Origin of the sequence: Salinimonas profundi, from assembly GCF_014750655.1 — a bacterium.
In the GTDB taxonomy this organism is placed as follows: Bacteria; Pseudomonadota; Gammaproteobacteria; order Enterobacterales; family Alteromonadaceae; genus Alteromonas; species Alteromonas profundi_A.
Genome location: NZ_JABBXD010000002.1, coordinates 359636 through 383203 on the forward strand (window position 1 = coordinate 359636; position 23568 = coordinate 383203).

At 48.7% G+C, this 23568-nt stretch carries 17 protein-coding genes, 1 tRNA gene and 1 pseudogene; 3 read left to right on the top strand and 16 right to left on the bottom strand.

The genetic code is table 11. The features are described 5' to 3' along the window. Nucleotides 1-38: 38 nt before the first annotated feature. From HHX48_RS06040 to HHX48_RS06055, 4 genes are all read right to left on the bottom strand, one after another. Nucleotides 39-129, bottom strand: a tRNA-Ser gene (locus HHX48_RS06040). A 418-nt stretch (nt 130-547) separates the two neighbouring features. Beyond that, on the bottom strand, nt 548-745 hold the full coding sequence (gene csrA / locus HHX48_RS06045; RefSeq protein ID WP_191023201.1) for a carbon storage regulator CsrA: 198 nt from the start codon (nt 743-745) through the stop codon (nt 548-550). Nucleotides 746-879: 134 nt separating this feature from the next. Beyond that, complete coding sequence (gene alaS / locus HHX48_RS06050) at nt 880-3477, bottom strand: alanine--tRNA ligase (RefSeq protein ID WP_191023203.1); 2598 nt, start codon at nt 3475-3477, stop codon at nt 880-882. A gap of 136 nt (nt 3478-3613) precedes the next feature. Continuing rightward, nucleotides 3614-4072, bottom strand: a complete 459-nt coding sequence (locus HHX48_RS06055) for a regulatory protein RecX (RefSeq protein ID WP_191023205.1) — start codon at nt 4070-4072, stop codon at nt 3614-3616. Between the two features lie 74 nt (nt 4073-4146). Between HHX48_RS06055 and HHX48_RS06060 the strand changes: the two genes are divergently transcribed. Both HHX48_RS06060 and HHX48_RS06065 read left to right on the top strand, forming a co-directional pair. Next, on the top strand, nt 4147-5358 hold the full coding sequence (locus tag HHX48_RS06060; protein WP_191023207.1) for a GNAT family N-acetyltransferase: 1212 nt from the start codon (nt 4147-4149) through the stop codon (nt 5356-5358). A 2-nt stretch (nt 5359-5360) separates the two neighbouring features. Next, nucleotides 5361-7457: a M13 family metallopeptidase gene (locus tag HHX48_RS06065; RefSeq protein WP_191023209.1), complete on the top strand. Its 2097-nt coding sequence runs from the start codon at nt 5361-5363 to the stop codon at nt 7455-7457. 198 nt (nt 7458-7655) lie between these two features. On the opposite strand, the pseudogene HHX48_RS19135 reads toward HHX48_RS06065, so the two are convergent. The 7 genes and pseudogenes from HHX48_RS19135 to HHX48_RS06100 form a co-directional block, all read right to left on the bottom strand. Then, a pseudogene (locus tag HHX48_RS19135) lies at nt 7656-7782 on the bottom strand (DapH/DapD/GlmU-related protein); the annotation flags it as partial. Between the two features lie 496 nt (nt 7783-8278). Further along, nucleotides 8279-9145 carry a hypothetical protein gene (locus HHX48_RS06075; protein ID WP_191023213.1) on the bottom strand — a complete coding sequence of 289 codons (867 nt, stop codon included), beginning with the start codon at nt 9143-9145 and terminating at the stop codon, nt 8279-8281. A 139-nt stretch (nt 9146-9284) separates the two neighbouring features. Continuing rightward, on the bottom strand, nt 9285-10922 hold the full coding sequence (locus HHX48_RS06080; protein ID WP_191023215.1) for a SulP family inorganic anion transporter: 1638 nt from the start codon (nt 10920-10922) through the stop codon (nt 9285-9287). 9 nt (nt 10923-10931) lie between these two features. Then, the gene (locus tag HHX48_RS06085) at nt 10932-11576 is read right to left on the bottom strand and encodes a carbonic anhydrase (protein WP_191023217.1); all 645 of its coding nucleotides are present in this window, start codon (nt 11574-11576) and stop codon (nt 10932-10934) included. A gap of 172 nt (nt 11577-11748) precedes the next feature. After that, nucleotides 11749-13293, bottom strand: a complete 1545-nt coding sequence (locus HHX48_RS06090; RefSeq protein WP_191023219.1) for a SulP family inorganic anion transporter — start codon at nt 13291-13293, stop codon at nt 11749-11751. A gap of 9 nt (nt 13294-13302) precedes the next feature. Beyond that, nucleotides 13303-13950 (bottom strand): carbonic anhydrase, encoded by a 648-nt coding sequence (locus tag HHX48_RS06095; protein ID WP_191023221.1) that lies wholly within the window; start codon nt 13948-13950, stop codon nt 13303-13305. Nucleotides 13951-14172: 222 nt separating this feature from the next. Continuing rightward, a complete protein-coding gene (locus tag HHX48_RS06100) occupies nt 14173-14808 on the bottom strand; it encodes a carbonic anhydrase (RefSeq protein ID WP_191023223.1) in 636 nt (211 codons plus the stop codon). Nucleotides 14809-14919: 111 nt separating this feature from the next. On the opposite strand from HHX48_RS06100, the gene HHX48_RS06105 reads away from it, so the two are divergent. Next, a complete protein-coding gene (locus HHX48_RS06105) occupies nt 14920-15861 on the top strand; it encodes a hydrogen peroxide-inducible genes activator (protein ID WP_191023685.1) in 942 nt (313 codons plus the stop codon). A 102-nt stretch (nt 15862-15963) separates the two neighbouring features. Here the strand turns inward: HHX48_RS06105 and HHX48_RS06110 are convergent, their stop codons facing one another. The 5 genes from HHX48_RS06110 to metA form a co-directional block, all read right to left on the bottom strand. Beyond that, nucleotides 15964-17985, bottom strand: a complete 2022-nt coding sequence (locus HHX48_RS06110) for a methyl-accepting chemotaxis protein (RefSeq protein WP_191023225.1) — start codon at nt 17983-17985, stop codon at nt 15964-15966. Between the two features lie 100 nt (nt 17986-18085). Continuing rightward, nucleotides 18086-18670, bottom strand: a complete 585-nt coding sequence (locus HHX48_RS06115) for a DUF938 domain-containing protein (RefSeq protein WP_191023227.1) — start codon at nt 18668-18670, stop codon at nt 18086-18088. Nucleotides 18671-18700: 30 nt separating this feature from the next. Then, complete coding sequence (gene metH / locus HHX48_RS06120; RefSeq protein WP_191023229.1) at nt 18701-21322, bottom strand: methionine synthase; 2622 nt, start codon at nt 21320-21322, stop codon at nt 18701-18703. Between the two features lie 8 nt (nt 21323-21330). Then, a complete protein-coding gene (locus HHX48_RS06125; RefSeq protein ID WP_191023232.1) occupies nt 21331-22386 on the bottom strand; it encodes a homocysteine S-methyltransferase family protein in 1056 nt (351 codons plus the stop codon). A 1-nt stretch (nt 22387) separates the two neighbouring features. Beyond that, nucleotides 22388-23332, bottom strand: coding sequence for a homoserine O-acetyltransferase MetA (metA, locus tag HHX48_RS06130; protein ID WP_191023234.1), 945 nt, complete (start codon nt 23330-23332; stop codon nt 22388-22390). Between the last annotated feature and the right edge of the window lie 236 nt (nt 23333-23568).

A 23568-nucleotide genomic window follows, 5' to 3' on the forward strand; every position in this document is an offset into this window, starting at 1 on the left:
GCAATAAATTGGTGTTGGTTGTCGCCGCCAACAAAATATGGCGGAGAGGGAGGGATTCGAACCCTCGATACGCGTAATGCGTATGGTTCCTTAGCAGGGAACTGGTTTCAGCCACTCACCCACCTCTCCTTGATGTGGGGCTGCATTTTACGGATTCACCTGATGGTGTCAAACCTTTTTTCAAAGAAAATGCATACCCGCCGGGATTTTGAGCACATTGTACAAAAAAACATAAAATCATGATTTTTCGCACGATTCAATACACGAATATACTGAATCATTCACTAACTCCCTGACCTGCAGGGCGTCTCCCGAACAACCCCGCCAAGATATCAAAGAATTAGCCAGAAGCAAATCAGAAACTGCACCGGAACGCACTGAATGCGCACTGTTTAATCAGTTTGACGTCTGGCAGATGAAAAATCCAACACCTCGGGCAAATTATTTTCTTCGATCTTCTGACGTACCTGATTGCTTTATTTATCACTCGAAACAAAAATAAAAAAGGCTGGTTTAAAAACCAGCCTTTTTTATCGCTTCGAAATAATTATTCTTTATCTGAACTTGTTGCTTCTCCACCTTTTTCAGCTTGGATCCGCATATATATTTCTTCACGATGAACCGACACTTCTTTAGGGGCATTCACCCCGATGCGCACCTGGTTTCCCTTAACGCCTAAGACAGTGACAGTGACTTCGTCACCCACCATCAATGTTTCACCTACACGACGAGTCAAAATAAGCATTCGCTTGCTCCTGTTCCTTACTTATGAACATATCCTTTCGTTTTGCGTTAACACCGGCACGACCCGGCGATAGCAGCAGCGATTCCTTGTTTTTGTGTCACATCAAAAACCCGCTGATCAACAGATAAACTAGATTATAGCTTATCTGATAGCCAAGAGGTAACAGAGTCTAACGCGGAACCAAGCTTTTCTGGCTGGTCGCCGCCCGCCTGAGCCATGTCAGGTCGACCACCACCTTTACCGCCTACCTGGCCAGCGATGTAGTTTACTAACTCTCCGGCTTTAACCTTCGCTGTTAATTGCTTTGTAACACCAACTATCAGACTCGCTTTCTTATCGCCTGCTACACCTAGTACTACGATGCCTTCACCGATTCGGTTTTTTAGATCATCAACCATACCGCGCAGCGCTTTCGGATCCACGCCATCAAGCTGCGTGATCAGGACTTTAACGCCGTTAATTTCCTTCGCCTGGCCAAGCATATCCGCCCCCTGTTGACTGGCCAGTTTCTGTTTCGCTGCACCTAGTGCTTTCTCCAGCTCTTTGGTCTGCGTCTGTAGCGCCGTCAGTCTGCTCAGGACATTTGAGGTATCGGTTTTAAGTAACCCTGCCGCCTGGTTAAGCGTTGCCTGCTGGTGCTGAATCACCTCAATGGCCGCTTCACCGGTTACCGCCTCAATCCGACGTACGCCCGATGCTATGCCGCTTTCTGATAAGATTTTAAATAGCCCGATTTCCCCCGTGTGCCCCACATGGGTTCCCCCACACAGTTCAACAGAAAACGGCCCCATTGTTACCACGCGCACTTTCTCATCATATTTTTCACCGAATAGCGCCATTGCACCTGATGCTTTGGCTTCATCCAGATCCATCAACTCGGTAGCCAGAGCATGGTTGGCGCGGATCTCTTCGTTAACGCGACGCTCTAACAATGCAATCTGCTCAGAGGAAATTGCCTCAAAATGAGAAAAATCAAAACGCATACGTTGCGCTTCAACCAAAGAGCCCTTTTGCGTTACGTGCTCGCCCAAGACTTCGCGCAATGCTGCATGCAACAAGTGGGTAGCACTGTGATTTTTCTTGATCGCCTCTCGATTTTCACGATCAATTTTTGCAGTCGCTTTGTCGCCTTTCTTTATATTACCTACCGCTTTACCGTAGTGAGCAAACGCATTACCCATTTTCTGGGTGTCGGTTACCACAAATTCACCACCGGCAACCTGCAACAGACCAGAGTCACCGCTCTGGCCTCCGGCTTCAGCGTAGAACGGCGTACTATCCAGAACAACCACACCTTCGTCACCGTCCTGCAGAGTATCGGTAAACGCATTGTCTTTAATAAGTTCAAGCACATTTGCCTGACCTTCCACATCGGTATAGCCGGTAAATGACGTAGCGTGTTCAACGCGCAGCTGTTCGTTATAGTTCATGCCAAAATTACTGGCTTTTTGTGCCCGCTGACGCTGTTCCTGCATTGCCTGCTCAAAACCCGCTTCGTCGATTTTGTAACCATGTTCACGCGCAACATCACCGGTCAGGTCAGCAGGGAATCCGTAGGTATCATACAGCTTAAACACAACTTCGCCGGCAATGGTATCGCCGTCTAAGCCTTCTAACACGTCATTTAGCATCGCCATGCCGCGAGACAGCGTTTTACTGAACTGCTCTTCCTCTACGCGCAGGACTTTTTCTATCACGGGTTGTTGATCGGCCAGCTCCGGATAGGCTTCGCCCATCTCTTTGGTCAGTGCGGCGACCAGTTTGTAAAAGAAAATATCGTTTGCGCCCAGCTTATAGCCATGACGTACTGCCCGGCGGATTATACGACGTAGCACATATCCACGGCCTTCATTGCCAGGCATCACGCCATCGCAAATCAAAAAGCTACAGGAACGAATATGGTCAGCGATTACCCGCAGTGATTTGTTTTCTAAATCTGTGGTGCCAACAACCTCCGCCGTTGCCTTGATCAGTCTGGCAAACAGATCGATTTCATAGTTGCTGTGAACATCCTGCATAATCGCAGAGATTCGCTCCAGCCCCATACCCGTATCAATTGACGGCTTGGGCAGTGGCTCCATGGTACCGTCTTCCTGCTTGTTATACTGCATGAAGACCAGATTCCAGATCTCGATGAAACGATCGCCATCTTCTTCCGGTGTTCCCGGTGGGCCACCCCAGATGTGCTCGCCATGGTCATAGAATATTTCCGAGCAAGGTCCACATGGTCCGGTGTCTCCCATCGACCAGAAATTATCGGCTGTATCAATCCGGATAATCTTGTCTATAGGTACGCCGATATGGTTTTCCCAGATATCAAATGCTTCATCATCATTATGAAACACAGTGACCAATAATTTTTCTTTTGCCAGACCCAGTTCTTCGGTCAGAAAATTCCAGGCGAACTCGATCGCTTCTTTTTTGAAGTAGTCGCCGAAACTGAAATTCCCCATCATTTCGAAAAAAGTATGATGGCGTGCGGTATAGCCTACATTCTCAAGGTCATTATGCTTACCACCCGCCCTGACACAGCGCTGCGATGAAACCGCGCGGGTATAACTGCGTTTCTCTGTGCCCAGAAAAACATCCTTAAACTGATTCATTCCGGCATTGGTAAAAAGCAAAGTTGGATCATCCGCCGGAACCAGTGAGCTACTTGCCACGCTTTGGTGACCATGTTGTTTAAAATAGTCGAAGAACTTTTGGCGAATGTCAGCTGTTGATAATGTCATTGAGATCCAAACTTCCTATTTAATTCAGTGTTAATTCAGTTCGCGTGGGCATAAAAAATTACGCTAAAAGCACCGCGCTGACTGGCGTCAGACTAGCGCAACAATACCACGGAAATACTACTTTTGTTAAGCAGCCTTATTCGGTGCCATCACCGCGAATGGCATATTGTATCTGCTCTTGCGCAAAACCACGATATTGCAGAAACTGCATTTGTTTCTGACGATCCTTAAAATCATCAGGCGTTGCCGGCCCGAACTTTTTAACGCGTACCCGTAAAGCAAGTTCAAACCAGTCCGGCGCCACTTCTTTAATGGCCTGGCTAATGACAGAATCACTCACATCATGCTGAGATAAGTCGGCTTTCAGTCGTCTTGGCCCTCTGCCCCTGGCAACTGCACTTCTAACCATCGCTTCTGCAAATCGTTCATCAGATTGTATATTGGCTTCACGAAACTCATCGATTATCGGCGCAGTTTCTGATTCTTCATAGCCTTTTTGTGAAAGCTTGGCCGTAATTTCCACCATGCTGTGTTCTCGTCGCGCCAGCATGCGGGTAATCGCGTCGACAATGATTTTTCTGTTAGACTCTGACATGTTTTAAACTACTTGGTGCTTTAGACATATAACGCCCCGACAATAATGATTAAAAGTGGCGCACCGTTTTCTTTATGGGATACCAAACTGAGTTTTTCAATAGCCTGACGCACTTCTCTGCATCGCAGTGGAGCAGTCTGAACACGTCAGCGACCCCTTTTTTAAGCCATACGTTTCTCTCGTTGCTTGAAAATACCGGCTGTGTAGGCGATGACACTGGCTGGCAACCGCACCATATGGCCGTTTTTGACGGCGATACACTTATTGCTGTTGTGCCCGGTTATTTAAAATACGACAGTTATGGCGAATATGTTTTCGATCATGGCTGGGCCAATGCCTACCATCAACATGGTCTTGCCTATTATCCGAAATGGGTCAATGCGGTACCATTTACGCCGGTAACCGGCCCCCGTTTTTTATTGCACCCGGATTATGACGCTGAGCAACTAATTCACTACATTGCTCAGCAGATGAAATCGCTTCTGGCAGACGCCGTATCATCCGCCCATGTTCTGTTTCCTTTCGCCGATACCGCTACGCAGTTGGCGCCCCAAGGTTTCTTGCGCAGATACAGTGTCCAGTTCCAGTGGTATAACTATCATTACCAAAGCTTTGATGACTTTTTGCAGGCCCTGACCTCACGAAAACGAAAAGGGATAAAAAAGGCAAGAAATCAGCTTTCTCAGCAGGGCGTAACCATTGAACGTAAAACAGGGCAAAATATTTCCCGCGAAGATATCGCGTTCTTCATACGGTGCTATCAGGCCACTTATCTTAAACGGAGCGGTCATACCGGGTACCTGAATGAGGCGTTTTTTTATCAGCTTGCTGAGAAATTATCAGATCAGTTACTGCTGGTAGTGGCAAGTACAGCAGAAGGTCCGTGTGCCAGTTCACTGTTGCTGTTTGACGGACAGGCGCTATACGGGCGTTACTGGGGGGCGCTGCAAGAAATCAATGAGCTGCATTTTGAATGTTGCTATTACCAGGGCATTGAATTTTCGATAGAGAACAAGCTTCAGTATTTCAACCCCGGCACCCAGGGCGAGCATAAGCTTATCCGGGGCTTTGAACCGGTTTACTGCACCTCTTCACATTATTTATTTGAACCTGTTTTTCATCAGGCTGTAAAAGATTTTCTACACAGAGAAACCCATGCAATTGCTGGCTATTTCAAACAGGCCACAGATGTATTACCTTACAATGACAAAGCAAAACAGCAACTTAACGTTTTTACCATTTCCAGTGTCGGCGACGACATCACAACAACGAGAACAGAGAACTAACGATGAAATATAGCTTAATCGCCGCTATGGTCGCGGCATCTCTCGGCTTGGCGGGCTGTGGACAGCCAGAGCAAGCCAATGCGCAGGAAGCTGAACAAACGAAAAAGCAAAACAGCGAAACCACTGCACAAAACAATGGTAAACCCGAACTGGGCAGTTTCGGTGTCGACCTATCAGCCCGTGATGAATCAGTTGATCCGGGTGATGACTTTTTCCGCTATGCCAGCGGTAACTGGTACGACAATTTTGAGCTACCGGCAGATAAAGTACGCTACGGTGCGTTCAGCAAACTGTATGACCGCAGCCAGGAACAGGTCAAAACCATTATCGACGACATCATGGCACGTGATGATTTGAATGCCGAAGAGCAGATGGTGCATGATTTTTACAAAGCCTACATGGACACCGATGCCATCAATAAGAAAGGCCTTAAGCCAATTTCTGACGTAATGGGCAAAATTGACGGTCTTGAAAATCGTCAGCAACTGACTGAACTGTTTGGCAGTGCATGGTTGTATGGCAACGCCTCACCACTGTATGCAGGGCTTTGGTACAACCGCCTGGATCCTAATGAATATCAGGTTACCGTGGGTGTAGGTGGACTGGGTCTGCCTGATCGTGACTATTACCTGGGTGATCAGGAGCGCTTTGCCGAAATTCGTAAGGCTTATCTGGCGCATGTGGAAGAAATGCTGACACTGGCAAATGAAGACAATGCCGCTGAAAAAGCACAGCAGATTCTGGATTTGGAAACCAAAATTGCAGAAATCCAGTGGCCACGTGAAAAACTTCGCGACCGTGAGCTGACACTGAACCAGATTGACCGTGAAAAACTGTCTGAAGAATACAGCGATTTCGACTGGGATGCGTTCTTTAAATCCAGCGGCCTGAAGGTGCCAGAGCTGAATATGACCACCCCAGAGCCGATCAGAAATGTCATCAAGATCGTCAATGACACTGACCTGGATATTTGGAAAAGCTACCTGACTTACCACACTGTTTCAAACAACGCGAACCTATTGTCTGAAGACGTATTTATGTCTAACTTCAACTTTTACGGCAAAACACTAAATGGTCAGCAAGAGCCGCGTCCACGCTGGAAGCGAGCGCTTTCCCAGATGTCTGGCACTGAATCTCTGGGTTTCGCAATTGGTAAGATTTATGTCGACAAGTATTTCCCTGAAAGCTCTAAAGAGCAAATGAAGGATCTTGTTGAGAATCTGCGTGCAGCACTCAAAAAACGTATCGAAAATCTTGACTGGATGGGCGAGGACACCAAAGAAGCAGCGAAAGAAAAGCTGGCCGCTTTCCGTCCTAAAATCGGTTACCCGGATGAATGGGTCGATCTGGATGGTGTTAAGATTTCCGATAACGAACTGGTACAGAATGTTCGTAATCTGCGCGAGTTCTTCCAGCAGCGCGATGTTGAGAAAGAGCTTGAGCCCACTGATCGTGAGCGCTGGGGTATGACCCCGCAAACGGTAAACGCTTACTACAACTCTTCATTCAATGAAATTGTATTCCCTGCTGCAATTCTGCAACCACCGTTTTTTGACCCCAATGCCGATCCTGCTGTGAACTACGGCGCAATCGGTGCGGTAATTGGTCATGAAATGGGTCACGGTTTTGATGATCAGGGCTCAAAATCAGACGCCAAAGGCATTCAGCGTAACTGGTGGACTGAAGAAGACCTGAAAGCCTTTAATGATAAAGTTGATCAGCTTGATGAGCAGTACAGCAAGTATGAACCCATCGAAGGCAACAAGGTCAACGGTCGTCTGACATTAGGCGAAAACATTGGTGATGTGGGTGGTTTGTCAATGGCCTACGAGGCTTACAAAATCAGCCTTGATGGCAAAGAAGCACCGGTTATTGACGGCTTGACCGGCGACCAGCGTTTCTTCCTTGCCTGGGCGCAGGTCTGGCGTGAAAAGCGTACTGAGCAAAGCCTGATGAATCAGCTTCGCTCTGATCCGCATGCCCCGGCCCGTTACCGTACCATGGCGCCGCGCAATCTCGATGCCTGGTACAAGGCATTTGATGTAACACCGGAAGACGAATTGTATCTGCCAAAAGAAGAGCGGGTACAAATCTGGTAATAAGCAGTGTTAGCTTATCAATAGCGAAAAGGCAGCCATAAGGCTGCCTTTTTTATTTTCGTGCTGCCTGCTGTCACCTGACAAGATTATCGCCCAATTTGTGATAAATCTCGTTTTCCGACATCAGATTCCAGTCATTTTCAATAAAGACCTGATGCGCCTCCTGCACCTGCCGGTCTTTTAACTTTCGCGCAGGCACGCCCACACAGACAGTATAGGGTTCGACATCTTTCGTCACCACGGAGCCCGCGCCGATGACCGCCCCCTGCCCTATTCTTACGCCCTGCAGAACGGTCACATTTGCCCCAATCCAGACATCGTCTTCGATAACCGGCGGCGAGTAAATCTCTTTCCATTTCAGGTAGTGTTTTAATTTGTTCTTTCGGTAAAAACGGGATGAGGTTGAGAAGCGATCTAACGGATGTTCACCCGCGCCGATAACGCAATTGTAAGCGATGGAGCAATAACGCCCGATTTTACCGCTTCGGATAATTGACCCAGCATTTACATAAGAATAATCACCGATGGTAACACCATCGAAAATACTGACACTTTTATAAATACGGACTTTTTTGCCCAGCTGACAGCGGCGGGAAACATGATACGAATCATTACGAACAGAGGGAAACCGCGCTTTAAGCACGATTTTATTGAAAACCTTTTTAAGCATACTACCTGCTACTTTTTGGCCCTTTCCATGGAGCGCGGCAGTATACCTGTGACTTACTGTAAGTTAAATCTATCGGTCTGATTTAACTGTCCTCTACGCATGCTAGCTGTAACGCCTGGCCCGAATAACGCATCTGGCTATTACTTTTAACTTAATGGGCAGACAGTGACTCAGGGGTTTGGGTGGCAGGTGCCGAGCTGCTTATCTTGTCGAAAAATAAGATGCCGTCAAACGCGTCCACCGCCTGTTGCTTAATATACATACCTGAAGTCGTATAGTCGGCGTAATCTTCTGTGACGGCTGCTTTGATGTCCTTCTTGCCACAGTCGAAGGTTTTGGTAGGGTGTCTGAAGCATGCCCAGTAGCTTCCAGTGCGTGCCACCATATTAAGGGTCGTCAATTGGTGTGTTAAAGCAAGCTGTGCGGCCACGGTCTTGTAGTCATCACTGATGTGCAGCGACCGGTTTGCATGCACCCGACCGGTGATAATGATCGTTATTGCTTTATCATTTTGCGTAATGTAACGACGAATATTATCTGCCATAATTATTTCGCGGGGCGCGTCTTTTCTGTGTTCATCCCTGCGCGCATCGAAACCGGCAATAGTCACCTTCCTCGCTATACTGCGAAGCTCTTTTACAAACGTAATTAACCCGAAAACCGCGGCGCTGCTTCTGCCATCCTGTATCTTGCGTGTCCAGAACGGGTGAGAAAGCAGTTGCTTAACTGTTAATTCATTCGCAAAGTACCGTTGGATAGCCGCATTCATATCTGCAGGCATTTCCAGCAGAATCTGTAAATGTTGATTATCTCTCGTGTTGGCGACGAGAGTTTTAATGAACCCGACCACTTCATTACTGCCGTGGGTTTCACCTATTAATAACGGACTGTATGCGCCAATGTCATCGTAGGGTATCGGGGCAAGTTCGTTTGCGCCGGCAGCAGGTACAACCGCCACACTAATCGCTACCACACAGATAACGATACCAGCACGCAAAGCGCTCTTAATAGCCGACAATGTCATCCTGAAACAGGCTCCCTTACTTGTGACAATGACAGCGTACCTGATTCGGTACCTGTGTCTATTCGCATTCACGATAAAGATTATAAAAACAAAAAAGCCACCCGAGGTGGCTTTTTTTAAGTTTGATTGAAAGCTATACGCTGGCGAGTTTACCATCACCTTTCGTATCATCCTCATTATTGCTGATGATGCGTAGTGCGCAGTCCAGCGCTTCCAGGCGCGTTTTAAACATTCTCACATTTGGCTGGTGCGTATTAATACTATCAAGCACCTTTTTTACCGCATCCGTTGCGCCGCTAATGACCAGTTCACGGCCTGCAGCGTGCGCATCAGAGGTGATGGTCTCAACAGCCATCGCTGCTGACACATCCACAACCGGCACCCGACTAAAATCGAGAATCAGTACCTGCGAATGTGCTTTGACCCGCTCCCTGACATGGTGACCCAGGTCAGCCGCCGCACCGAAGCTCAGTGGCCCGCCGAAGCTAAACATACTGACTTTGCCGCCGGCTTTTTCAAGCAACGCGTTTTCTTCCGGATCATCCAGGTTATCAGGAATTTTATTCACTTCATCCAACTGTAGCTGTGCCACCTGACGAACATACGCCAACGCAGCCAGTACCACACCCACGCCAACGGCGGTGATAAGGTCAACAAATACGGTTAGCCCTAACACCAGAATCATCAGCGCAAAATCCCAACGCGGGCCCGTATGTGCTCGTTTAAGATATCCCCAGTCAATGATATCCAGACCGACTTTAACCAGAATACCTGCCAGTACCGCGTGAGGAATTTTCGCCGCAAGCGGGCTCAGGCCCAGTACAATCGCCAGCAGAACCAACGCATGCGTCATTCCGGAGATACGGTCCTTACCACCACTTCGGATGTTAACCACCGTACGCATGGTGGCGCCAGCACCCGCGATCCCACCGATCAGACCGGCAACAGTATTACCAATACCCTGCCCGATAAGCTCGCGATTACTATTGTGACGAGTACGGGTCATATTATCTGCCACCAGCGACGTTAACAGACTATCAATGGCACCTAAAATCGCCAGAATAAACGCCGCTTCCAGCACCATAAGAACATTGCCCTGGGTGAACGTTGGCAGATGTATGCTAGGCAAGCCGGTGGGAATGTCGCCTAATACCGGGACGGAAAGCGCCAGGCTTACCAGCGTACCGATAATTAGTGCAGCAAGGGCGCCAGGCACATATTTACCCAGTGCGGCCGGCCATTTATAAGCGATGACCAGCGTTCCGATACCGAGCGCTAACGTAACATAATTGATATCCGCCAACGCCTGAGGCAAATATTCCAGGGCTCCTAACGTACCGCCAGGTGGTTCGTGGCCTAATAAACGGCCAATCTGAAGAATTATGATAATTGCCCCGATACCGGACATAAATCCGGAAATTACCGGGTAAGGCACCAAGCGGATATATTGCCCGACACCGAGCACGCCAAACACTATCTGAAAAATACCCGCCATCACCACCGCGGTCAGTATCAGCTCTACATCGCCGGACAAACTGGCAAACAAACCAGCAAGCACAACCACCATCGGACCTGTCGGCCCGGAGATCTGAGAGGGCGTGCCACCGAACAGCGAGGCAAAAAAGCCTACGGCAATGGCACCATATAAACCGGCCATGGGCCCAAGACCAGAAGCCACCCCAAGCGCCAGCGCCAGTGGCAAGGCAACGATCCCCGCGGTTAATCCGCCGGTGAGGTCGCCGCGTAAATTAGATGTACTTATTTTCAACATGGCTACTGCTTATTTTGAAGTAAGTTTCTGTTCTGCGTAAGCTTCGCTCATACGCTCAAAGGTTCTTTTGCTTTCGTCATAGCAAAGTACATCGCCGGAACCGATGTTATACACCCAGCCATGAAGCTTGACCTGACCAGTCGCGATTTTAGCCGCTACCGCTGGATGCGTACGAAGGTGTTGCAACTGCTGTACAACATTCTCCTGCGTCACTTCTTCCAAATCTTCATGGTCAACTTTACCACGGCGCTCTTTGACCACTTCAGTGGCACAGCGGCAATGTCCCAGCCACTCTCTGACATGGGGCAAACCATCGAGGGCTTCTGGATTCAGCGCCCCTTTCATGGCACCGCAATCAGTGTGACCACATATAACAATGTGGCTTACACCAAGCGCAGCGACAGCAAATTCAATGGATGCAGTCATACCACCGGTTTGATTAGAATGTGGGGGAACAACATTACCTGCGTTGCGGCAAATAAAAAGCTCTCCGGGCCCGGTTTGTGTTACCAGGTTAGGATCGATACGAGAGTCTGAGCAGGTAATAAAAAGAACTTCAGGGTTTTGGCCGTTAGCCAGCTTTTGGAATGTCGCTTTTTTATTGGGATAAACTTCTTCCTGAAATTTGGCGACACCAGAAATTACATGATCCATCTTATACTCCGCTTTTACAATTTTTTAATAGTTATTAACGAAGTTGTAACTGATAGTCTTATAGAAATACATAGATTCTCGTGATAGCAATCAGCTATCAGCGGGGGGATTCTTAGCGACTCGGCGGGGTCAGTGAGAAGAGCGGGCGAGGCCCGCTCTCATTTACAGAGGATTATGCGTGTTGCGGAAACGCGATAGTTTCTACCTCAATGTTTTTAGATTTTGCATGTTCTAAAAAGTCTTTGACGGTTTCTTTAACATCGTAAGCAACCGACTTAGAGTTAGAAAAATCCAGAATAACTTTTGTGTCTGATGGAATAGAGTCCAGCTTTTTAAGGATTCTCGGTTTATTGAAAAACGAGACATCTTCAGCCATCACGATGTGATGTGTTTCTCTTCCGTCAGCATGCTCCACCGTATCCTTAAAGTGATAAGAGTTACGATAGCTATGACGTAGTGTGAAAAATAAGCTGAGCACAAGACCCGCGATAACACCGGTCAGCAGGTCAGTTACCACCATGACCGCAATCGTCATGATAAACGGCAGAAACTGTTCCATACCATTTTTGTACATGACCTTAAAAGTTGCTGGCTTCATCAGCTTGTAACCCACTGTGACCAGGATTGCAGCAAGCGATGCCAGAGGAATGTGATTCAACAGCGTAGCCATTGCAAAGACCGACACTAAAAGAAATACACCATGCAATATTGCTGACATTTTGGTCTTACCGCCAAAGGCAATATTGGCCGAGCTGCGCACGATAACCTGTGTGATGGGTAATCCGCCAATCAGACCAGACACAATGTTTCCCACACCCTGCGCTTTCAGCTCGCGATTCGTGGGGGTGACATTTTTATCCGGATCCAGTTTGTCTGTCGCCTCCACGCACAATAATGTCTCGATGCTGGCTACTGCCGCCATCACCAGCGCGATGGTAATGACTTCAACAGAAAACATTTGAGAAAATGCCGGGAAGGACATTTCGTTTGCAAAGCTGTCAAAGCTATCAATAACCGGCAACGTCACCAGCTGATCAGCTTTAAGCGGCATATCGGCCTGCGCCATGGCCAGCGAAGCAACAATGCCCAGCAGCACCACAACAATAGGACCCTGAATAAGGCGAAATATTTTGTGAGCGTGTGTCAGGTATTTATCCCATATCACCAGCAGAACCAGAGAAACCACCGAGATGGTCACTGCAGCAGGCGACATCAGTGATAAGGCATGGGAAATAGCAGAGAATGTATTCTCGCCATTGGCCTGCTGAAAGGCCTCCTCGCCAAGAAAGTCCGAATGCCAGCCAAACAAATAAGGAATTTGTTTAAGTACAATCAACAGACCAATACCGGCCAGCATGCCGGTTATCACCGAAGAAGGAATAAAGTAGGCCACAAAGCCTGCCCGGGCAAAGCCCAGCAGTAGTTGAAAGACACCGGATAACACGACGGCGCACAGAAATAACTCCCAGCTGCCCAGCGTACCAATAGCGTCAAATACAATGACAGCCAGACCCGCAGCCGGGCCACTTACGCCAAGTCGTGAACCACTGAAAAGTCCAACAACGATACCGCCCACGATACCCGCGATAACCCCTGAGAACAGGGGGGCACCGGAGGCTAGTGCAATACCCAGACAAAGCGGTAACGCAACGAAAAAAACGACAATACTTGCCGGGAGATCATTCTTGATCTCAGAAAAATTTAATTCACCTTTCATGGTTGCTACCTACTTCGCTGCCACCAGTTTGCGTTCAGCGTAGGCTTGTTCCATCTCTTCAAACTCGCCGGTTTTCGGGTCATGGCATAACACCGTACCGCTTTCAATGTTATAAACCCAGCCATGCAGCTGAACCTGATCTGTCGCCAGCTTTGCAGCAACGGCCGGATGGGTGCGAAGGTGCTGCATCTGTTGTACAACATTCTCTTTAGTCAGCTCGTCGAGTTGATCAGCACTTAGCTCACCATGCTTTTCTTTAACGACTTCACTGGCGCAGCGGCAGTGTCCCAGCCACTCCTTGACGTGTGGCAGACTATCCAGTTTCTCCGGATTAAGCGCACCTTTCATCGCGCCGCAGTCAGTGTGGCCGCACACCACGATATGTGTCACTCCAAGAGCTGCGACAGCAAATTCAATGGAGGCCGTCATGCCGCCGGTCTGGTTTGAATGAGGAGGGACGATATTACCCGCATTACGACAGATGAAAAGTTCACCTGGATCAGTTTGTGTGACCAGGTTAGGGTCGATGCGTGAATCAGAGCAAGTGATAAACAGTACTTCTGGATTCTGGCCGTTTGCCAGCTTTTGAAAGGTCTCTTTTTTAGTCGGGTAAACGTCTTTTTGGAACTTGGCAACACCTGAAATAACATGATCCATTCATAATCTCCGATTAATATTTGAACTAAAATATGACAATTAATACGAAGAAGTGTCACCTGATAGCTTTATAGAAAAATACTGGTTATCACCATAGCCAAAAGCTATCAGATTATATGCGTTATGTCGTAATTGAATAACAGGCGTGATGTTTGTAGCGGTTGTTCAGCAAAGACCCATCGCCTGTGACGAGCTTTGCTGACTATCATTACACGAAGATTGCTACTCTGTTTCCTGCGAATAGCGTTGCTCAATACCTTCAAACTTGTGCGTCTGGCTGTTCCAGCACGTTACCGCGCCTGACTCAATATCGTACATCCAGCCATGCAACTTGAGTTCCCCGCTGGCGATTTTTGCCGCCACGGCCGGATGGGTCTTTATATGCTGTATTTGCTGAACAACATTTTCACAGGTCAGTTCATCAAGGTGGTCATCTGATAAGTGTTGATGCTTATGTTTAAGCACCTCTACGGCGCTACGGCAGTGTCCCAGCCATTCTGCCACGTGGGGCAGTCCAGCCAGTTTATCAGGATGTAGTGCCCCTTTCATGGCGCCACAATCAGTATGTCCGCAGATGATGACATCGGTCACGCCCAGCGCAGCAACGGCAAATTCAATCGACGCTGTCATGCCCCCTGTCTGGTTACTGTGGGGAGGAATGACATTGCCCGCATTACGACAAATAAACAATTCGCCGGGCTCAGTTTGCGTAACCAGATTCGGATCGATGCGAGAATCTGAACACGTAATAAACAGCACTTCGGGGTTTTGTCCGTGTGCAAGCTTTTTGAATGTCGTCTTTTTTTGAGGGAAAACATCGCTTTGAAACTTCGCTACCCCCTGAATTACATGCTTCATTGGTATCTCCTGGAAAAGATGCGTAACCTGAAATGCGCTCATTCATAGTCACAACGATGAAGTGGTGATAACCTTTGCCTATCAGTCAGTTTCACTATGCACAGCATTCACATGTTAAGCAATGCCAAATCGCCTTCGTTAAATCAGATCCGTTACTTTGTTACTGTAGCCAAACACCTTAATTTTCGCCATGCCGCGCAGGTTTTGGGAATTAGTCAGCCAACGCTGACTACGCAAATAAATGCGATGGAAGCCAGCCTGGGATTAACGCTGTTCGAGCGTTCACGATCAGGCACGCTGTTAAGTGCCCATGGTCACGCTTTACTGTTAAGTGCAGAAAAGGTTCTGACTGCGAATCTGCATTTCAGTGAAACAGCCCGAAATCTTTCAGACGGCGACAATACTATGTACCGGCTGGGCATTCCGCCGACTCTGGGTCCGTATTTATTGCCGCATGTTTTACCGGATATCCATGCACTTAAGCCAGGTCTTAAATTTTATGTGCGTGAAGCCGCCCCAACCCAATTGCAGCAAGGACTGTTGGCGGGCGACTATGACCTGATTCTTACCCCCATGTCAGATACCAATTCTCAGATTCAGAGCCAGCCATTATTTTATGAACCTTTGAAGTTTGTTACTGCATCTGACCACCCGCTCTCAGGACAGGCATATATTGACCCGGAACTGATTCGCGGTGAGCAAGTGCTTACTTTAGAAGACCGTCACCATTTTCATCATCAGGTTCAGGAGATTTGCCTGCAGCTGGGCGCCAGGGTGGCACGCGATTACGAAGGCACCAGTCTTGATACGTTACGCCAGATGGTCGTGATGGGAATGGGCGTTGCATTTATGCCGGGCCTGTATATTCATTCTGAACTGCACAAACCTGAAGCACTGCACGTTTGTGAATTAGCCGATATGCCAATTGTGCGTCAGCATGTACTGGCCTGGCGTAATACTTCACCTTCGCGTACCTTTTTTCGCGAGCTATCTGCAATGATGCGCAATATCATCGAAGAGCGCCTCAAGGGCGCGGTAACTGTCACGGAATAATATTAAAGGTCGCGTCTTCATCCTTACGCAGTACCTGTTAGGCACAAACAAAAAAGCGCATCAGGGCAAACACTGATGCGCTTTTTGAATGGCACAATAAGGTCAGGTTTTAAACTGATTAACGACCTGCTGAAGTTCATTTGCCACGCCGCTTAACTGCGTTGCCTGCGCGGCCAGTTCAAACGCATGCTCACTGGTGCGATCACTCAGGCCAGTGATTTTTACCAGCGACCGGTTAATATCTTCTGCCACTACACTCTGTTGCTCAGTAGCATGGGCGATATGCCCGCTTTGCGACTGCACCGTGCTGATGGACTGGCTGATTCGCTCCAGCGCAGAAACCACCGACGCAGTTTTTTCAACTCCTCGTTCAGAGCGCTCCTTACCTAATTGCATCACTTTATCAGTCTGCTCGGCCATGCCCTGTAAACGCTCAACCATGCGCCGAATATCGTCGGTAGAATCCTGAGTACGACTGGCCAGAGAACGCACCTCATCGGCCACCACAGCAAAGCCCCTACCCTGTTCACCGGCGCGGGCGGCTTCAATGGCTGCATTTAGCGCCAGCAAGTTAGTCTGCTCAGCAATGCTATTAATAACATCAATCACCGCGCCGATATTGTCTGACTCCTGACTCAGTCCGTTTACCACCGACACCGCTTCATTGATCGCATCAGCCAGCGCTTTGATCTCCGTCATGGTGTTTTGTGCTTCAGCAGTACCACTGCGTACCTCTTCATCAGCCAGGGTTGCAGCCTGACTGGACTGCGCCGCATTGTCAGAAATCTCAGTGACGGTAGCGGCCATCTGGGTGACGGCAGTAGAAACATTATCAACCTGGTCGCGCTCCTGCGCGATCTCAGCACTGGTGTTCTGCGACACGTCTTTGAGTTGTTGCGCAGCTGCCGCTACGGCTTCTGTGTTCATTGCCGTTTGATTAAGCAAATCCCGCAACTTGTCGGTAAAGCGATTAAACTCTGTGGCCAGTTCACCAATTTCATCATTGGAGCGCACATCGAGGCGCTTGGTTAAATCACCATCGCCCCGGGCAATCTCGGCCATGGCCTTCTTCATTCTTAAGATGGGCGCGACCACTGTTGAACCTGTGGCGTAAGTAATAGCTAAAACCAGCGCAATGATGATCAGCGCCACAATAACGGCAGTAAAAAAGGCCTGCTCCACTGGTGCGGTGACCAGAGACTGAGGCACCAACAGCCCCATGGACCAGTCCATTTTGGCGCCATCTATCGTGACATGTTCGAAAACCACCACGTAGTCTTCGCCACGCCAGGCCACATTTACCATGCCTTTTTTCTGCGTTTTAATGGTGGCGGCGACGTCGTTAAACCCTGTCGAATCATTAAACTGCGTATCGAATTCGGCCAGCGGAGTATGAAGCGGTAATGTCTTAGTTTCGGGCGGGAAATAAACGATGTTTTGTTCGTCGTCCAGCAAAAAGGCCGTCCCCTCGCCCTGATATTTTACTTTCTCCAGTACATCGCCCAGGGTGCTGATAAGGATATCAATGCCGCCGACACCCAATAACTGACCATTGCGGGAAACTGACGACTGAATCACAGCAGATACGCTACCGTCCTGCGAATCTACCGCCGGTTTGCTGACATACAGTTCGCCTATCTCTACTGCCTGGTTGAACCAGGGACGCTTGGTGGTGAAATAGCCTTTGGCCGGATTATTTGCATCAGGGCCTTCAGACTCAACGCCCACCCGACCTGCTTCATAAAAATACTCACCGGTCAGCGCGGAACCAAAAAATGCTGACTTAATATTTTCGTCGGCATCGCTGATATTGGTAAATACCTGAAAAACCGTTTCTGACTGAGGTATTGCTGAATCCGGCGCACCGCGTTGAGTGTGCTCAGCAAAAAAGTTTTGCAGGAATGGATTGCTCAGAAATGTTCTGGCAACTTCTGCATAGCGTGCAAAAAAGCCCTCAACATTTTCCGCTTCCAGTGCGACCCGGCTGGCTAAATCGTCTTCAACGGACTTACGAGCAACCTGACCGATGTAAGTGACAGCAATAATGGCGACAACGGCTAATACAGCAGCGATGCTGCCACCCACTATGAGCATGAATTTTTTACGTAAAGATAACGACATCATGAATTATTTTTTTTATTTCACTTATCTATAATGTCGACAGTAGCACAGGAAACTTTATTAAAACCAGTTGAAATACTTTCAAAAATTTCTAAAGAAAGAGCTATTGCTTATGCCATTCCAGTAGCAAGTTGTTCGCCGGCATCGGGTGCACGGTTTTAAGATGTAACGGAGATGCCCAGTGTTGCAGTTCTTCAATGTCCCTGTATCCGCCATATCCCTGCGTCACCAGTTTGTAGTGAAACGCCTCATTACTGTCGCTGTTAAAACGCCCATTCTGTGTAAATGGTCCGTACTGGCAGAATACACCGCCATCAGGCAGCATGGATGCAACCTGCTCCATCATCAATTGCACTTCTGCTTTTTGCATAATGTGAGCGGTGTTTGCCGTGAATATACCATCAGCGTGCAACGCAGGTAGCGGCTCAGCGCCAATAGTCAACGATACCGGGCGATGCAGATTTTCACCGGGATACAAGTCAATCCAGCTATTAATTCCCGCATGATAGTGCGGCTGATCGCTGGTATGCCACTGCAAAAATGGCAACTGCCCGGCAAAGAACACCGCATGCTGACCGGTGCCACTGCCTATCTCTAACACCACCTGACAACGTGCAAATGCTGTGGCAAGAATTTCCAGTATCGGGCGTTTGTTATTCTCGCAAGCCTGGCTGTAAGGTTGTGTCATAGTTTCTGCCTGTACCGGTTCTCAATATGTTCAGTTAAGATTCGGCGCCAGCCACTTGTGTGCTGTCTCTGAATCCCAGCCTTTACGCTGCGCATAGTCTTCAACCTGGTCTTCCTGAATTTGTGCCACTGCAAAGTAACGGGCCTGAGGATGCGCAAAATACCAGCCGGAAACTGATGCCCCCGGCCACATGGCATAACTTTCTGTCAGCGTCATTTGCGTATGCTTCTCAGCATCAAGTAAATCCCAGATGAGCTGCTTTTCAGTATGCTCCGGACAGGCCGCATAACCCGGTGCCGGTCGAATCCCCTGATACTTTTCGCGGATAAGCGCGTCATTATCCAGGTTTTCATCTGGTGCATATCCCCAGTAATGCTTTCTTACCTGTTCGTGCAAGTATTCGGCAAACGCTTCAGCCAGACGATCCGCCACAGCTTTGACCATGATCGCGTTGTAGTCATCACCCGCTTTATCAAATGCCTTTGCCAGGGTTTCTTCACCTATACCTGCGGTAACCGCGAACGCACCGATATAGTCATCAACATTACTATCTTTAGCCGCAACAAAATCTGACAGACAATAATTCGGAAACTTATCTTTCAGTGTTTGCTGCCGCAAGTGATGGGAAACACCAATAACGGCGCTGCGGGTCTCATCGGCATAAATCTCAACATCATCGCCACAGCGGTTAGCAGGAAACAGTCCGATAACACCCTTTGCCTGGAGACTGTTATTTGCAATAACGTCATCCAGCATGGCATTGGCATCTTCAAACAGGGAACGGGCTTGTTCACCGACCACCTCGTCATTGAGGATGCGCGGATATTTGCCCGCCAGTGACCAGGTGAGAAAGAAAGGCGTCCAGTCGATATAATCTCGCAGTGTTTGCAACCCTACCGTCACCGGCGTCACGCCGGGTTGGTTTGGTTTGACCGGCGGCATCGAAAAGTCGACCTGGGCGGCATTATCTCTGGCCTCCTGAAGGGTCACCGGTCTGGAACGTGGCTTTTTACGGGCGTGCTGATCGCGCACCTTATCGTACTCTTTTGCCAGCTCAGCCGCATAAATGTCCCGGCTCGCCCGGTTCAACAGCTTCTGGCACACGCCAACCGCACGACTGGCATTTGCCACATAGGCGACCGGCGCATGGTAATTTTGCTCTATTTTAACCGCAGTGTGCGCCTTGGACGTGGTGGCCCCGCCAATCAATAAAGGTAAATCAAACTCCTGACGCTCCATCTCTTTTGCAACATGAACCATTTCATCCAGCGACGGCGTGATGAGACCGGACAGACCAATCATATCGACATTTTCATCCCGCGCGGTCTGCAGGATCTTTTCGCAGGGCACCATGACGCCCAAATCAATCACTTCAAAGTTATTACATTGCAACACCACGCCCACTATATTCTTACCGATATCGTGAACATCGCCTTTTACTGTGGCCAGCAAGATTTTGCCGGCACTTTTATTATCATCGCTTTTTTCCGCTTCGATATAAGGCTGCAAATGCGCTACGGCTTTTTTCATTACCCGGGCAGATTTCACCACCTGCGGTAAAAACATTTTCCCTTCGCCGAACAGGTCTCCAACGACATTCATTCCGTCCATCAACGGCCCTTCAATGACATGTAAAGGCCGCTCAGCCTGCTGGCGGGCTTCTTCGGTGTCGTCAATGATATAGTCGGTGATGCCTTTTACCAGCGCATGTTCCAGGCGTTTGGTTACCGGCGCTTCACGCCAGGATAAATCTTCTTTAGCCGCGGCTTTTCCATCACCCTGATAGTTGGGTGCAATATCCAGTAGTCGCTCAGTCGCATCGTCACGCCGGTTTAATATGACATCTTCAACCGCTTCGCGTAGCTCATTCGGGATCTCGTCGTACACTTCCAGCTGACCGGCGTTAACGATGCCCATGTCCATTCCGGCACGAATCGCATGATATAAAAACACCGAGTGCATGGCTTCGCGTACCGGATTATTACCGCGAAATGAAAACGAGATATTGGAAAGTCCGCCGGAAATATGAGCGTGCGGACACGTTCGGCGGATTTCGCGCGTAGCTTCGATAAAGTCCACGGCGTAATTGTTATGTTCTTCAATGCCCGTAGCGACCGCAAAGATATTCGGGTCAAAAATAATATCTTCGGGTGCGAAGCCTACTTTTTCAGTCAGAATTTTATAGCTGCGCTGACAAATTTCCACTTTGCGGGCCTGCGTATCCGCCTGCCCTTTTTCATCAAACGCCATCACCACCGTAGCTGCGCCATACCGTTTTATGAGCGTGGCTTGCTCAATAAATTGCTCTTCGCCCTCTTTGATACTGATGGAGTTAACAATGGCTTTGCCCTGCACGCACTTAAGGCCGGCCTCGATCACTGCCCATTTCGAAGAGTCAATCATAATAGGCACGCGGCTGATATCGGGCTCTGAGGCAATCAGATTCAGGAACGTGGTCATCGCTTCCACTGAATCCAGCATGGCTTCATCCATGTTGATATCAATGATTTGCGCACCGTTTTCCACCTGCTGTCGGGCAACATCCAGTGCCGTTTCATATTCGCCGTCCATAATCAGGCGCTTGAAGCGGGCTGAGCCGGTAACGTTAGTACGCTCGCCGATATTAATAAATGTAGAAAATTCTGCTGTCACAATTCCCCCTAGTGGACAAATGGTTCAAGGCCGGATAAACGCATTTTCACGTCAAACCGGGGAACGTCGCGTGGTGGGAGAGCCGCTACGGCCTCTGCTAACGCCTGAATGTGTTCCGGCGTACTGCCGCAACAGCCACCGACAATATTGACCAGCCCGGACGACGCCCATTCCTGGATGTGCGCAGCCATTTGGTCAGCTTCAAGATCATATTCGCCAAACTCATTGGGCAGACCAGCGTTAGGGTGTGCAGACACCAGGCATTCTGAAATCGCTGCAATTTCAGCAACATACTGACGCAATAAATCCGGGCCTAGTGCACAGTTCAGTCCGAAAGAAAACGGTTCGATATGGCGCAGGGAATAATAAAAGGCCTCAGCCGTTTGACCGGATAGTGTTCTGCCCGATGCATCAGTAATTGTGCCTGACACCATAACCGGCAAACGTTCGCCCAGTTTGTCAAATACACCCTGCACGGCAAACGCCGCAGCTTTTGCATTCAGTGTATCAAAAATTGTTTCCAGCATGATGACATCTACGCCGCCTTCAATCAGTGCCTCGCACGATTCGGTGTACGCTGCCACAAGCTGATCGAAAGTAACATTGCGCTTGCCGGGATCGTTAACATCCGGTGAAATGGAGGCAGTGCGGTTTGTAGGCCCTAACACACCTGCCACAAAACGCGGTTTATCAGGTGTCTGCCGGGTAAAGTCATCAGCGGCCCGGCGTGCAATTTTCGCAGACTCAATATTGATAAGACGCGACTCTGCCTGCATACCATAATCAGCCATCGCAATCGGCGTGGCATTAAACGTATTCGTTTCGATGATATCGGCGCCAGCCGCCAAGTAATCACAGTGTATCTGGTAAATCAGTTCAGGTTGGGTAACAGACAATAAATCGTTGTTACCTTTAAGCTCACTGGGCCAGTCTGCATACTGCTCACCCCGATAATGTGATTCATCCAGTTTATGCTGCTGAATCATCGTCCCCATCGCACCATCCAGTATGAGAATGCGTTGGCGCGCTGCCTGTGAGAGTTGATCAAAACGATTACTGGTCACATTAAACCTCGTTGTTTGGTGAATCACTGCCTGACAGTGAGTTTAAATCATACGGTGTGGTCTGATAAACGTGATAGTTCAGCCAGTTGGTAAATAATAAGCTGCCGTGGGAGCGCCATCGCACCAGCGGTGACTGCGAAGGGTCATCCTGCGGATAGTAGTTTACCGGCACAGCAGGCGAAAGACCGGCATCGTTGTCGCGCTGAAATTCCTCATGCAGTGTTTCCGGATCGTACTCTGGGTGTCCGGTCACAAATACCTTACGCTTGTCATCACTGGCAGCAATATATGCGCCTGCATCGGCCGATTCAGCAAGAACACTCAGCCCGTCCACACTGCTATATTGCGTCGACTCAATATGGCCAAACCGTGAGTGTGGTGCAAAAAATACCGGGTCGAATCCGCGCAGAAGCTCGTTGTGGGGGTCCAAAACCTGATGCTCAAACACACCTGAAATTTTTTCTGCCCGCAAATGCCGGTTTACCCCATAGTGATGAAACATGGCCGCGTGTGCTGCCCAGCACAGATACAACGTAGATTGCACATTTTTCTCTGCCCAGTCGAAAATTGCCTGCATATTGGACCAGTATTTCACCTGCTCGTAATCAATATGTGCAAGCGGTGCCCCCGTTACCATCAGGCCGTCATATTTTTTGTGCGCCACCTGAGAGAACTCATGATAAAACGCATCCATATGAGACTGGGGCGTATTTTTGGGGGCCTGATTGTCAATACGGATCAAATCAACGTTTATCTGCAGCGGTGTATTGGATAGTAGCCTTAACAGCTGCACTTCCGTTTCAATTTTATTCGGCATGAGATTCAGGATACCGACTTCCAGCGGACGAATATCCTGATGCGAAGCCCGAAGGCTGTCCATGGTGAAAATGTTTTCTCCCAGCAAGACATCCTGTGCCGGAAGTTGTTCGGGTATTCTGATTGGCATGCTGGCTCCACACTTATCCTGATTCGAACATTGTGGCGACATGACAGAAGATGTCAACACATTTACGTCTAGACGTCTAAACGTTTTTTTTGCGAAGGTGAGAGATGGTGGTTCTGTTTGGGTAATGATAGTAAATTTGGGATCGGTACTAATTGAGAATCGGCGATTCAAGCTTTTGGCGTTTTCCCCTGGCTACTCAATTTACATATCTGTTCGGTAAAATAAGCCAAGACACG

What these genes read in the sequence shown, in the direction of transcription:
- csrA (WP_191023201.1), bottom strand. Translation starts at nt 745, where the DNA reads ATGCTTATTTTGACTCGTCGTGTAGGTGAAACATTGATGGTGGGTGAC.
- alaS (WP_191023203.1), bottom strand. Translation starts at nt 3,477, where the DNA reads ATGACATTATCAACAGCTGACATTCGCCAAAAGTTCTTCGACTATTTT.
- HHX48_RS06055 (WP_191023205.1), bottom strand. Translation starts at nt 4,072, where the DNA reads ATGTCAGAGTCTAACAGAAAAATCATTGTCGACGCGATTACCCGCATG.
- HHX48_RS06060 (WP_191023207.1), top strand. Translation starts at nt 4,147, where the DNA reads ATGGGATACCAAACTGAGTTTTTCAATAGCCTGACGCACTTCTCTGCA.
- HHX48_RS06065 (WP_191023209.1), top strand. Translation starts at nt 5,361, where the DNA reads ATGAAATATAGCTTAATCGCCGCTATGGTCGCGGCATCTCTCGGCTTG.
- HHX48_RS06080 (WP_191023215.1), bottom strand. Translation starts at nt 10,922, where the DNA reads ATGTTGAAAATAAGTACATCTAATTTACGCGGCGACCTCACCGGCGGA.
- HHX48_RS06085 (WP_191023217.1), bottom strand. Translation starts at nt 11,576, where the DNA reads ATGGATCATGTAATTTCTGGTGTCGCCAAATTTCAGGAAGAAGTTTAT.
- HHX48_RS06090 (WP_191023219.1), bottom strand. Translation starts at nt 13,293, where the DNA reads ATGAAAGGTGAATTAAATTTTTCTGAGATCAAGAATGATCTCCCGGCA.
- HHX48_RS06095 (WP_191023221.1), bottom strand. Translation starts at nt 13,950, where the DNA reads ATGGATCATGTTATTTCAGGTGTTGCCAAGTTCCAAAAAGACGTTTAC.
- HHX48_RS06100 (WP_191023223.1), bottom strand. Translation starts at nt 14,808, where the DNA reads ATGAAGCATGTAATTCAGGGGGTAGCGAAGTTTCAAAGCGATGTTTTC.
- HHX48_RS06105 (WP_191023685.1), top strand. Translation starts at nt 14,920, where the DNA reads ATGTTAAGCAATGCCAAATCGCCTTCGTTAAATCAGATCCGTTACTTT.
- HHX48_RS06110 (WP_191023225.1), bottom strand. Translation starts at nt 17,985, where the DNA reads ATGATGTCGTTATCTTTACGTAAAAAATTCATGCTCATAGTGGGTGGC.
- HHX48_RS06115 (WP_191023227.1), bottom strand. Translation starts at nt 18,670, where the DNA reads ATGACACAACCTTACAGCCAGGCTTGCGAGAATAACAAACGCCCGATA.
- metA (WP_191023234.1), bottom strand. Translation starts at nt 23,332, where the DNA reads ATGCCAATCAGAATACCCGAACAACTTCCGGCACAGGATGTCTTGCTG.